Origin of the sequence: Siminovitchia thermophila (genome assembly GCF_016909185.1) — a bacterium.
Lineage (GTDB): Bacteria > Bacillota > Bacilli > Bacillales > Bacillaceae_C > Siminovitchia > Siminovitchia thermophila.
Window position 1 is genome coordinate 58,242 of record NZ_JAFBFH010000011.1, and the last position, 13,331, is coordinate 71,572.

Annotated in this window: 7 protein-coding genes; all 7 read left to right on the forward strand. The window is 39.8% G+C overall.

All coding sequences use genetic code 11. The annotated features are described in order from the left end of the window. Positions 1-685 precede the first annotated feature (685 nt). On the forward strand, positions 686-1,495 hold the full coding sequence (locus JOC94_RS09365; protein WP_077112963.1) for a DUF368 domain-containing protein: 810 nt from the start codon (positions 686-688) through the stop codon (positions 1,493-1,495). Between the two features lie 666 nt (positions 1,496-2,161). Next, positions 2,162-5,941 (forward strand): metallophosphoesterase, encoded by a 3,780-nt coding sequence (locus JOC94_RS09370; protein ID WP_077112964.1) that lies wholly within the window; start codon positions 2,162-2,164, stop codon positions 5,939-5,941. 568 nt (positions 5,942-6,509) lie between these two features. Further along, entirely contained in the window at positions 6,510-8,549 is a 2,040-nt protein-coding gene (locus JOC94_RS09375) for a hydantoinase/oxoprolinase family protein (RefSeq protein ID WP_077112965.1), read from the forward strand. Between the two features lie 2 nt (positions 8,550-8,551). Beyond that, the gene (locus tag JOC94_RS09380; protein WP_077112966.1) at positions 8,552-10,246 is read left to right on the forward strand and encodes a hydantoinase B/oxoprolinase family protein; all 1,695 of its coding nucleotides are present in this window, start codon (positions 8,552-8,554) and stop codon (positions 10,244-10,246) included. An 82-nt stretch (positions 10,247-10,328) separates the two neighbouring features. Beyond that, positions 10,329-11,084 carry an IclR family transcriptional regulator gene (locus JOC94_RS09385; protein ID WP_236017046.1) on the forward strand — a complete coding sequence of 252 codons (756 nt, stop codon included), beginning with the start codon at positions 10,329-10,331 and terminating at the stop codon, positions 11,082-11,084. 76 nt (positions 11,085-11,160) lie between these two features. Next, positions 11,161-12,423 carry a purine-cytosine permease family protein gene (locus JOC94_RS09390; protein ID WP_083717632.1) on the forward strand — a complete coding sequence of 421 codons (1,263 nt, stop codon included), beginning with the start codon at positions 11,161-11,163 and terminating at the stop codon, positions 12,421-12,423. Between the two features lie 21 nt (positions 12,424-12,444). Continuing rightward, positions 12,445-13,158: an aspartate/glutamate racemase family protein gene (locus JOC94_RS09395; protein WP_077112968.1), complete on the forward strand. Its 714-nt coding sequence runs from the start codon at positions 12,445-12,447 to the stop codon at positions 13,156-13,158. Positions 13,159-13,331: the final 173 nt, after the last annotated feature.

The following is a 13,331-nucleotide window of genomic DNA, read 5'->3' on the forward strand; positions in this document are numbered from 1 at the left end:
TGTTCGTTTTTTCATCAGCTGATTTAGTTGTGTCCCAGACTCTGAAAATTATTTTATTTTTTCATGAATCAAGGGGGCTCTGTTTGGGGTATTTGGGCTATCAAATTTTAAGAATAGGTGAAAATTCAAGATATCATTTATTTTAGGGGGGGCCATTCTTGACAAGGAAAAAATAGTTAGTCTCAGAGATATAAAGCAAAGCTGGATATAATTTACTTTTGAAAAATCCAGTTGGATTGAATTTTTGAAGTGATCCACTTTGGGTTCATTTTTGCTACTGGATTGCAATTACAGTTGCATTAATTTATATTAATCATATTCGCATGAATAGCTTGTAGATGAATTAGGGTGATGGACTAGATATGGCAATCAATTAGAACAGAGTGATGAAGATAAGAACATAATTGGATGAATTGATAAAACAAGGTGGTTACGAAGAAGGTGCCAAGAGGGGAGCAATCAATTTAGGGTCAAAGTATTGTGATCCCTTTAAAAACATTTCCGTGCACCTTATTAAGGCAATCATGTTGACTATTGGAGTCTGCGCTATCTTCTTATCTATGCTGGACACTCGCGTATTTCACTACATGTCCATTGGGTCTTTCTGGAACATTTTTCATGTGACGTAATGTAAGCAAGTCTAAAGTGTTATGTTAATCTAAATATAAAAAAGGGAGCTTCAAACATGGAATGGAAAAATATTTATCGGGGTATAGTGATGGGAGCAAGTGATGTTATCCCGGGCGTGAGTGGCGGAACGATTGCCGTTCTATTAGGGATTTATGATCGACTTATAGAAGCGATTAATGGAGTATTTTCAAAAGGTTGGAAAAAACAATTAAGCTTTTTAATTCCTCTCGGGTTCGGTATTGTTCTTTCCATTTTTTCGTTAAGTCGGCTTATGGAATGGCTGCTTCATACGCATCCAGGACCGACTTACTTCTTTTTTCTTGGTTTAATATTGGGCGTTTTACCTTTTTTGTTTCGCCAAGCACGTGCAAAGAGTACATTTAAAGCACAGCAATACATTTTGTTGGCGATCGGCGCCATTTTAATCGCTTCACTCGCTTTTTTAAACGAAAGTGAAGGAGCAGTGATAGAGAATATGACTTTTGCAACATATTTTCTGTTATTTGTCTCCGGATTCATTGGCAGTTCCGCTATGATTCTACCGGGGATCAGCGGTTCATTTATATTATTGGTAATTGGTGTCTACCCGACTGTCATTGGCGCTATTAGCAATTTTAAGCTTGATATCATTGCTGTCACTGGAGCTGGAATTGCACTGGGAATTATCATAATGAGCAAAGTGATTCATTATTTTTTAACCCATTATCGAATAAGTACTTTTGCAGTTATCATTGGGATGGTTATTGGATCGTTTTTCGTTATTTTTCCTGGATGGCCTGCAAATCTGACATTAACATTCGTTAGTATTTTGACTTTTATCATCGGTTTGGTAGCTGCTTATATTTTGGGTAAAATTGAATATTGAGTGATTTGGAAGTCACTGTGTGAGTGTGACAATTTGGTAATACCAAGGAGAGGGGAATAGCCCTCTTTTTTTGATATTTTCCGAATATATCAATTTTTTATGAACCTGGTATATATCGTATATGGTCATCACTTTTATTTTACCAGGGGCGGCGTTCCCTCTAGCCAATCATTTGTGCGGCTTTTCTGGATCTGATCAATCGGACTACAACTACGTCTATGAAGGTGATGAGTAATGTTGCAGGAAATGTTACTTGATCATCTAAAAATTTTCTTGCTAACTCTGGGGAGACTTGCTATTTTATAGGCTAATACTCTCCACTTTATGAAAGTCCTCCCGTCTTCTGAACGAATGGTCTGCTCTTTTTTGAAATATTCCCATATTATGGCCTAAAACTCTCCTCTTTTTCGACACATTCTCCTCCTCTGGTTAATTCTCTTCATTTGTGACTTTGGTAATGGTTTGAAATCAATTGCCAATACAAACTTGGATTTTTTTCCTTTTTTGAGAATAATTGAGGCAGGTATATAGGGTTAGTTGGATAATCGAAACTTTTACATTAACTTTATAATAGCTTAACAAATCATTACTCTTGTGATGGTATGTTAAATACTGTCGATTATTGACAAAGTATAACCATTATCGCACTGGGGGGAGAATGTTTCTGTGAAAAAGAAATTATTTATTTTTACAATTATTTTCTTCATTGTTTTTACACAAATGGGGAGTAATGTAAGATGGGTTTCTGCTGAGACTCAAATGTTGGAGAGCATGGAAAGCCCACCTCAAGCAGTTCAAACGGAAGAACAAGTTGATCAACAACAAAATAAGGAAGAAATACTTGAGGAAAAAGACCTATCTGTAGAAAGTCAACCGGAAGCTGGTAAAGAGGCGCCTGTTGGTATAGAAAAGCAACAACCAAAACAAGAAGCGGTACCTCATACAGAAGAAAATAAAAAGGAACAAGCCGAAGTAATTACTCCTAACAAAAAGGAAAGCAAAGAAGTTAAACATAATAAGGAAAGCGAAGAAGATATACATAATCAGAATAAGCAGTTGAATATATCTGATCCTGCCAAAGAGGAAAAGGTGGCGGAAGAAACAGTTGATAAGCCCTATATTGTCTTGGAAGATTTTGAACAAGGGCTGGGGAGTTGGACTGTCAGCGGAGCCAGGCACAATAAAGTTAATATTGGTATATCAAATGATGTGGTAAGGTTTGGCAAACAAGCTTTGAAATTGGATTATGACTTTTTAAACACGCAAGGTACATCAGGTATTTATGCAACTTTAGGAGAAAAAATCAAAATCCCGGGAAAACCAAAGAAAATCGGTATGTGGGTTTATGGTGATGGTCACAAACATTGGTTAAGACAACAGCTCACCGATGCTAATGGCGAAAATTTTAATATCGACTATACGGATAGCTATCCTAATGGCGTGACATGGGAAGGCTGGAAATATGTGGAAGCGTCAATTCCGGATAATTGGCAAGCACCTTATACAATGAGCAGCCAAGCGATTCGTTATATGGCAACTAGTGATCAGGCCAAATCAGCCGGAAGTATATATATTGATCAAATTCGTGCGGTATATGAGGATACAGATGAAGATGTAACAAATCCAAACATTGCAAATGTTAAACCGGCAGACGGTGAAATCGCCTATTCCAATAAGCCTGAAATTACTGCTGTTGTCAGCGATGAAAATGGTTCAGGCATTGATCCGAAAAAGATTTTTTTAACAGTTAATGGCGAGCAAGTGTCTGTTGCATATGATGCGAAAACAGGGGTAGTTTCCTATACACCCGAAAAGGCACTCGCTGAAGGGTTAAACCGTGCCAGAATCGAAGTGTTTGATCAAGCAGGAAACCATAAGTTTTTAAGCTGGGAATTTTATGTTTCTAATGGTGGTCCCGCATTTGCCTGGAAAGGACCGGAGAAAATTTATGCTGGTTCAAGCTTTGAAGTGCAAGTAACGATGCAACATGCTAAAGCATTGAGCGGGACGAATATGATTCTGACATATGACAGCAATTTGTTACAGTTTCATAGTGAAGAGGGAGATAAGCCAAAAGCGATTATTCCGGAAAAATTACAACAATCTGTTGTACAAAACAGTGTCAATGAAGAGACTGGAGAAATCACTTTAGAATGGGACAACCTAGAAGATGTCGCTCTTTCCGACAATGAGGTTCTTGCTACACTCAAGTTCAATGTAGGAATTGATGGGTCTGGAGATTTCGAGATCGCGCTTGCCAATGGCACACAAACGTATGTGGATAAAGCAATAGGTACCATTCCGTTTTATGCAAAAGCGTATAAAAATAAGATTTCACAACCGTTGACACTTAATGTGGAAGGTAAATCCCTTCATACCCCAAGTACCTTTAAAGTGGTAGATCAGGAAGGAAAGCCGGTTGAAGGGGCTAAAGTCGATATTTTAGGAGATCAGAAGCTTATTCAAGTAAAAAAATCAACACATATTTATAAAGGCGGAAGCGGAGTAGCTGGGGAGCCTTTCCAGCCAGTGGAAGCAGGGACATATATTCCTGTCGCTAAGACTCCATACAAAGGCTTTGATTTTTATCGGATTTATATGCCTGATGGCCAACAACGTTATTTTCATGTGCCAAAGGATGATGTAGAGGAAGTAGAATGGAGTTCTCTTTTGAATCCTACAGATGTAAATGGTGAAAGTAAAACAGACTTGCTTACATTGGCCCAGATTCCATTAAAATTACAAGCGAGCAAAGGGAAGTTAGTTAGCCAGGTATTTTCATTTAAAGTTCTTCCACAGCTTGGAACACCTGTACCTGAGAAGGTCACGTTAACTTGGGCGAATGATCCGAAAACAACCCAGCATGTAACATGGCGGACAAATACTGCCGTTGATACTTCTGTTTTAGAAGTAGTTGCCAAAACAGATAAAGCAGGTTTCGATAGTGAACATGTACTTCGATTTAAAGGAAACAAAACATTAGTTTCTGATGAAATTGGCGAGTTTATGCAACATTATGCAGAAGCAACCAAATTAACCCCGGGTACCACGTATCAATATAGAGTGGGAGATGGAACCGCTGAAGGCTGGAGTGAAGTAAGTACATTTACAACAGAAAATGCCGCAGCTGACGATCCGTTTCGTTTCTTACTTTTCGCGGATACACAAGCATACGACCAAGCTGGTTTTTCATTATGGACAAAGCTATATGAATCGGCTCTAGAAAAATTTCCTGATGCCAAGTTTGCTGTCCATGGCGGGGATATTGTGGAAGAAGGCAATAAATTAGCGCAATGGAATGATTTTTTAACAGCGTCCGAAGGATTGGTTCGTAAAGTACCATTCATGTCAGTAATGGGAAATCATGATGTGTATGGAGATGGAGAAAATACGTACAAAACATTATTTCCTTATCCTAAAAATGGACCTAAAGGCAAGGAAAACTTTGTCTACTCGTTTGATTACGGAAATGTACGATTTATTATGTTGAATTCCGAGTTCGGTATTAAAGATATGGAAGAACAACAAGAGTGGATCAAAGAAGAAATAGCAAACTCAGATAAGCTTTGGAATATTGCTGTATTCCACCGTCCGCCATATAAAAGCAACCCAAAGAGAGGAACGGACGCAACCATTGAGACTTTCGCTCCCGTTTTAGAAGGATTGAATGTGGATTTAGTTTTAACAGGACATGATCATGCATATATGCGGAGTTACCCAATGAAGGATGGCAAACCGCAGAAAGATGGAACAGGCACATCTTATATTATTGGCGGATCAGCAGGACCAAAATTTTACCCTGGAGAAAAGCATGATTATGTAGACGTGCTTTATGCGGAAAACAAGCAAGTATATACTTCTTTAGCAGTTAATAAAAACGAAATAAAAATTGAAGCTTATACAACCGATAATGAATTAATTGATTCCCATACGTTAACCAAACAGCCGGTTGACAAGCCTGAGCAGCCGGGAGAAGGAGAAAATCCAAAAGATCCTGAAGAAAAGCCTGAGCAGCCGGGAGAGGGAGAAAATCCAAAAGATCCGGAGGAAAAACCTGAGCAGCCGGGAGAGGGAGAAAATCCAAAAGATCCTGAAGAAAAGCCTGAGCAGCCGGGAACAGGGGAGAAACCTGGGGAAACAGAGCAGAAGCCCGATAAACCGGGAGAAGAACCAAGAGACCCAATAGAGCAACCTGAAGAAGATTCTTCAAAGCCAGGAACAGAGCCTAAAAAGCCAGAAGAAGAATCAAAGCGTCCTGAAGGTGAAAAATCAGCCAAAGACGCAAATGGCAAACAAGCGGGTACAACGAAACAAAGTGAAGCTGATCATACAGAATCGAGCAAGCTTCCAAATACCGCCACATCGATTTTTAACTGGCTGGCACTGGGTCTTATGATGTTACTCATTGGTGGAGTGCTCTATTTCCGGGGGCGAAAAGCATCATAGATGAACAAGGTTGAATGATCAATCATCGAAATATTATTCGAAAACGACTTGGACATAATCAGTTGAAAACGAATTGATATTTGTACAACAGTGAAAATAGAGCCGCGTGAAATCAAGTTTTTTACATTTGATTTCATGCGGTTATTCATTTTTATCCCGCATGTAAGGTGCCGTAAGACTCCCACTTCAAGACCTGAGTTGATACAAAAGGTCTAAGTGTGAGAAAACGGCACCTAAATGCCCGATTTGTTCAACTAACATTCAGTAGGAGATGGAAGAAAACTCCTACTAAATGAAGTTTCACTTTATCCCGCATGTAAGGTGCCGTAAGACTCCCACTTCAAAATCTTGAGTGAATACAGAAGGTCTAAGTGTGAGAAAACGGCACCTAAATGCCCGATTTGTTCAACTAACATTCAGCAGGAGATGGAAGAAAACTCCTACTAAATGAAGTTTCACTTTATTTTACCTCTTGCATTATTCTGAATTGGTATTATAATGAATAACACAAAGTTAAATTTAGAACCACTGGTTCTATTATCGGTACACTTTATGAGAGGTGCATAACATGAGAGTTGCAACAGATATCGGAGGAACATTTACAGATTTAGTCTATATCAAAAAAAATGGCGAGTTTGGCATTGCCAAAGATCACACCACCCCCGGAAGGTACGAAAGGGGCATATTAAATGCCATACAAAAGAGCGGGATTTCTCCCGGTGAAATTGACATGTTCATTCATGGTTCTACAGTCGTCATCAACACGTTGACAGAACGAAAGGGCGTAAAAGTAGGATTAATCACGACCAAAGGGATGAGAGATGTTTTAGAAATAGCGAGGGGAAACAGGCCTGATCTCTATAATTTTAAATATAAAAAACCGAAGCCTTTTGTTGAAAGGCATTTGCGGCTTGAAGTGGCTGAAAGATTGAATTACAAAGGCGAGGTTTTAGTTGAATTACATGAAAGCGATTTAAAAAGAGCTATAGAATATTTTCGACAAGAAGGCGTTGAAGCCATTGCGATTGTTTTCTTGCATTCTTATAAAAACCCTGTACATGAACAAATGGCGAAAGCGTATATTCAAAAGCATTGGCCTGAAGTGTATGTAACCGCTTCATTTGAAATATCAAAAGAATGGCGTGAATACGAGAGAACGAATACAACCGTATTGAATTCTTATGTAAAGCCCATTGCAACGGAGTATATTAATAACCTGAAAATTGAACTGGAAAATATTCATATTGATGGAACGAAGTACATTATGCAATCTAATGGCGGGTCCACGACTTTTGAACATGCTAAAAATGACCCGATTCAAATGGTAGAGTCGGGGCCTGTCGCGGGGATTTACGGTGCGAAAGTGTTGGGTGAATTGATAGGAGAAAAGAATATGATTGCATTTGATATTGGCGGGACTACCGCAAAATGCTCCTTAATTCACCAATCTGAAGTGAAAATAACGACCGATTATTATATCGAAAAGACAGATACGAACGCCGGCTACCCGATAAAAGCGCCGGTGGTTGATATTGTCGAAATCGGAAATGGCGGCGGCTCCATTGCCTGGATTGACGAATTAGGCTCCTTGCAGGTGGGGCCGCAATCAGCAGGCGCTTATCCCGGACCGGTTGCTTACGGCTTGGGAGGAGAATCGCCTACTACAACAGATGCCCATTTGGTGACAGGACGATTATCGCCAAAATACTTCGATTACGATGTGGACATGGAAAAAGTAAAGCAAGTGATAAAGGAACAAGTATCTGCACCGTTCCAAGTGTCAACAGAGGAAGGGGCATTAGGTATTATCCAAATTGCCAATTCCAATATGTTAAACGCTTTACGGCTAATATCTGTCCGGAAGGGTTATGATCCATCTGAATTTGTCATGATTGCATATGGCGGCGGAGGTTCAATGCATGCCGCTATTTTAGGGAAAGAATTAGGGGTTAAAAAAGTAATCATTCCGGTTTCTTCTGCTGTTTTTTCTGCTTGGGGCATGCTGCAAACAGACCTGAGACGCGATTATATCCAAACTTATGTGGAGCCTTTTGAACAGTTGGATTTACAGAGACTGAATCACAAGTGGAAAGAGATAGAATCAGTGGCTGCTGAAGAGTTTATGGAAGAGGGAATGGAAGCCGGCAGCATTTTGTTCACAAGATATTTGGATATGAGATATGCCGGCCAGGAACACTCGGTCAAAGTTCCTGTTCCTAATGGTGATTGGTCAAAAGAAAATCGCCAGGAAATCATCGAGAGGTTTCATGAATTACACGAACAACATTATACGTTTAAATTGCCTGATACCGATACGGAAATCGTCAATATTCATGTAACGGGTTTTGGACAAGTAGATAAAATCAGCCCGCGAGAAATTGATATGGTTTCAAAACGGCAAAATCCCATTTTAGAGGTACGGGATGTTTATTTTGAACAGGAGGGCTGGCTCCCAACGAAAGTGTATGCCAGGGAATATTTAGGGACAGATGCCGTGATACAAGGTCCCGCCATTATAGAAGAAAAACAAACATCGACAGTACTGTATCCCGGCCAAACGTTAACGGTTGATAAGTACGGCAATTTAATCATTGAAACGGGGGTATGAACATGTTTTCCGAAAAGATTGAAAGCCCAAGCCCATTTTTGCTTGAAGTGATCAAAGATTCGTTATTGTCTATCGGGGATGAGATGTTTATCGCGTTGGCAAAAACATCTATGAGCCCCATGTTTTATGAAGCTTTGGATTATGCGTGTGGTTTAACAGACGCCAAAGGAAATTTGATCAGCCAAGGCAATGGGGTAACCAGTTTTATCGGTATGCTAAGTCCGATGGTGCAGCATGTCTTGACACTTTATGACGATGGAAAAGACTTGCAAGATGGAGATGTGATTATCATCAATGATCCTTATGTGGGAGGGGGCTCTCATTTATCAGATGTAGGTTTGGTCATGCCCATCTTCTTCGAAAATGAGATTGTTGCTTTTTCAGTGAATAAGGGCCATTGGACAGAAGTGGGCGGAAAGGACCCGGGGTCTTTTACGAATGATTCTATCGAAATTTATCAAGAAGGCCTTCAGTTGCCGGGTGTTAAATTATTTGAAGGCGGAAAAGTAAACAAGGCGGTTGTCAGTATTATTGAGCAAAATGTTCGTTTGCCCAAACAATCATTAGGTGATATGTGGGCACAAATTGCCGCATTGCGAACGGGTAGAAAAAGATTTGAAGAGCTTTGTCAAAAATACACAAAGAAATCCGTTATCCAATCTATCAACTTTTTGCTGCAGCAAGGAGAAATATTATCAAAACAGGCATTGGCAAAATTGCCAAAAGGAACTTTCGAAGCGTCCGATTTTATAGAGGATGACCCCAATACTGGAGGTCCATATCCTATTCAGGTAAAAGTGACCATCACGGAGGATGAATTTATATGTGATTTTAGAGGCAGCCATCAACAAGTTCAGTCTCCGGTGAATTGCTCTTATTATGGCTTAATGGCAAGTGTAAGAGTGATGTACTTGGCGATTATTCATCCAACGAAAAATATAAATGAAGGTATTTTTCACCCTCTAAAGATTATAACGGATAAAGGTTCCATTATTTCCGCCGAAAGACCTGCCCCCGTTTCGATGAACTTTGAGGGCAGATTGGGGGGCGCGGACTTAATATGGAAGGCGATGGCCCCGTATATTCCGGAGCAGTTGCCGGCCGGGCACTTGCTATCTGTTTCCTCGGTATTAATAAGCGGCATACATCCTGAAACAGAGGAACCGTTCTTATTAGTGGAACCATCGGTTGGCGGCTGGGGTGCGGCTCATGACCATGATGGACAAAGAGGGCAATTTTGTATGGGGGATGGAGAAACGTATAACATCCCAATGGAAGTTGCCGAAGCCAGATATGGTGTTCTAGTAGAACAATACGCCTTAAGATGTGATGGCGGAGGAGCTGGAAAATATATTGGCGGTTCAGGTGTGATTCGGACATACAGGGCTTTAAGTGATGGGCAAAGACTATCCATCAGTTTTGGAAGGCATCAATATGCTCCTTGGGGTGTGAATGGCGGTAAAGAGGGAGAGAAAAGCTACATTAAAGTAATGAGAAAGGATGGCACAAAAGTGGGGCCTACGGGAATTGTGAAAAACTTGCAATTTAATAAAGGCGATGTTGTAGAGTTGGCTACCGCAACTGGAGGGGGATATGGCAATCCTGAAGAACGGCCCTTACAACAAGTGATCAGTGATGTGAAAAATGGTTATATTTCGTTGGCTGATGCCAGAAAGGTTTATAAGAAAGAGGTGTAATCATCAATACCCATTCCTGCTCTTTATTACAAACTAGAAGAAATGGGCTTGATAAATTAGTATAAAGAGCAGGAGGGAGATCATGATGATGTTAAAAACACTAGATAATGCCATTCAAGTATTAAATTGTTTTACTGCTCAAAAGAAAGCATGGGGAGTCAGGGAGCTGGCCAGAGAATTAAATATAAGCCATACAGCTGTCAATCGCATTGTTAAAACGTATGAAAGGAATGGATTTTTAACACAAGATGCCGAGACGAAAAAATATCAGCTGGGCTTAAAGTTTATTGAATTTAGCCAAATCATTAGAGAAAGAATGTCTATTACAGAAGATATTTTGCCTATTATGGAAAAGATAGCGGAAAAAACAAAAGAATCCATCTTTTTAACTTGGAAGGAAAATAATGACGGAGTGACGTTGGCGATTGCCGAGAGTGAGGAACGAATTAAATTTTCGGTGTCAATCGGCACTAGAACACCGCTTTATGTTGGCGCTTCTTGCAAAGTCATTATGGCTTTTTTGCCTGAAGAAGAACAGCTTGTCATTATCGATCAAGGACTAACGAGGTACACTGAAAAAACGACTACCGACAAAATCGCTTTATTGAATGAGTTAAAAGAAATTAAAGAGAGAAAGTGGTGCTATACGCACGGTGAATATACAGACCAAGTATTCGGACTGGCGGTTCCTTTATTTAATAAACATCAACAAGTCATCGCTTCTATTACGGCCGCAGGGCCTCAATATCGGCTTACACATAAAAGTAAAGGAGACATGTTGGACATCATAAAAGAAGGAGCGCAGGAGATTCAACAAATCATTTATAATTTTTTCTAACATTCAAGTATCTGAAAAAAGATCGTAAAGAACGTCAAGTCAATCCAATCCAGGATGTCAAACAATAAGGGGGTTTATGATGGCGAGAAGCAATAAAGAACAAGAAGAGATGTATGTACAAGCAAGAATACCAGACTCTAAAAAGAAATCTTGGATTGGCATAGCGGCAATCTATTTTGGAATGACTGCCGCTATTTCATCTTTTTCTGCCGGCGGCGGTCTCATAACAGGCTTAAATTTAACAAACTCCATCGTTTCAGCAATTGTGGGAAGTGTGTTGCTTGTATTATTATTTTTTATTCCCATGGGGTATATCGGCGCTAAAGAAGGGTTAAACACTTATGTCTTGGGGGAGTATGTGTTTGGGAAGAAAGCTACGAACTTTACTACCGGGATGGTTATTTCTGTATTACCGGCGTTTGGCTGGTATGGGGTGCAAGTGTCGATTGCCGCAGAGGCTTTTAATCAAATGTTACATGTTGGAGATTTTACTAAGTTATTTATCGTCATTTTAGGATTATTATTTGTGATTCCGGCATTGTTTGGAGTGACAAGCATGGCATGGCTGGATTATATCAGCATACCGGCAATCTTGCTTATTACACTGTTAGGCTTTTTCAAAGTGATGAGCATCTCGAGCATGAGCGGCGTTTTTTCTTATGAGCCTAGTACGACCCAGTCGCTATTTTGGGGGATTAATCTTATTTTGGGGGCTTCGGTGGCAGGTTCTTGTTTTTCACCTGATTATACGCGATGGATTCCCAGTAACGTCAGGAATGTTTCGTATACAGGGATACTGGGCGTAATAACGCCAAAAGTGGCCTTAACTGTTGTCGGATCAATGATGGCGCTTACAGCTACAACGATTGGAATAGATGAGCCATGGGATGTTTCGAAAGTGCTCGCGGCTTTGGGATTACCGGCTCTTTCCATGATATTGGTTGTATTATTGCAATGGACTACGACAATCGTAGCTGCTTATAGTGCTGGATTGGCTTTAACAAAGGCGTTTGGTTGGAGCAGGTTTTGGTGGACTTTTATCGTGGCTGTTGTCGGAACTTGTTTGGCTTTAGGCGGTATTATCAAATTTTTTATACCGTTTTTAGGGATGCTGGCAGCTTTTGTTTCACCAGTTGCCGCTATCATCATAACAGATTATTTCTTCATTTCTGGAAAACAACTGAGAGAAAAAGGAGACTTCTATTGGCCTAGTATTGTTTGTTGGTTGATCGGTGGTTTTTCAGCTTTCATCATTCCTGTATTTATACCAGCTTTAAATGCATTTATCATCAGTATGGTTAGTTATTATTTGTACCATAACCTATTTAAAAAAGCATAAAGAAAAGTAGGAGGGAACCTTATGAAAATAGCACATGTTTTACCTGTCAATGTTAGCAAGGAGAGAATCAATAATATAAAAAGCAAATTGACCCCCAACTTGTTCCCGGATACTCAATTAGACATCATCACTTATCAAGAAGGGCCGAAAGATTTGGAATATTACACTTATGAGCATTTGGCGATTGATCTGATGATAAAAGATAAAGAGCGATTAAACTCCTACGATGCCATTAGTATTGCATGCTTTTATGATCCGGGTGTGAGGGAACTGAGAGAATTGTTAAATATACCGGTTATTGGCATTTCACAAGCATCCATATTACTCGCTCAAGTATATGGGCATAATAGCGCCATCATCGTAAGCAGGGATAAAAACTTGCCTAAAATGAAAGATAATATGTTCCTATACGGTTTTAACGATCATATTAGCGTTTGGCAATCTTTAGATTTGACTGTCCAACAATTGAATCGGATCGATCAGGCGGAACTGCTTTCTTCTACTTCGAAGCTTATAAAAGAAGCCATTGAAATATATAAATCCGAAGTGATTATTTTAGGGTGCGGAGCTTTATCGGGACTAGAAGATGAGCTGATTCAAAAGTTTCAAATGCCGATTATTAACCCGATTGTTGCAGGCATTAAAATGGCGGAAACGCTGGCCAGCTTGCGAAAGACGGCCCAATTGACAACGAGTAAACTGTATGACTATGAAAATAAATATTTGCATTTTTGATAACGATATGGAATTTGATAACGATTACATTTATTCGTTATGATGACGTATTTCAGTATCAGTGCGTGGATTGAAATAGTGTTACCGCTGTAATCACATATCCAGATAAAACGGCTCACTCTACATCAGTGCGTGGATTGAAACTTTCGCGGATCGGCACACCTTTTTCATCA

Excerpts from the sequence above, each read along its gene's own strand:
- JOC94_RS09390 (WP_083717632.1), top strand. The coding sequence starts at position 11,161 with ATGATGGCGAGAAGCAATAAAGAACAAGAAGAGATGTATGTACAAGCA.
- JOC94_RS09365 (WP_077112963.1), top strand. The coding sequence starts at position 686 with ATGGAATGGAAAAATATTTATCGGGGTATAGTGATGGGAGCAAGTGAT.
- JOC94_RS09380 (WP_077112966.1), top strand. The coding sequence starts at position 8,552 with ATGTTTTCCGAAAAGATTGAAAGCCCAAGCCCATTTTTGCTTGAAGTG.
- JOC94_RS09395 (WP_077112968.1), top strand. The coding sequence starts at position 12,445 with ATGAAAATAGCACATGTTTTACCTGTCAATGTTAGCAAGGAGAGAATC.
- JOC94_RS09375 (WP_077112965.1), top strand. The coding sequence starts at position 6,510 with ATGAGAGTTGCAACAGATATCGGAGGAACATTTACAGATTTAGTCTAT.
- JOC94_RS09385 (WP_236017046.1), top strand. The coding sequence starts at position 10,329 with ATGATGATGTTAAAAACACTAGATAATGCCATTCAAGTATTAAATTGT.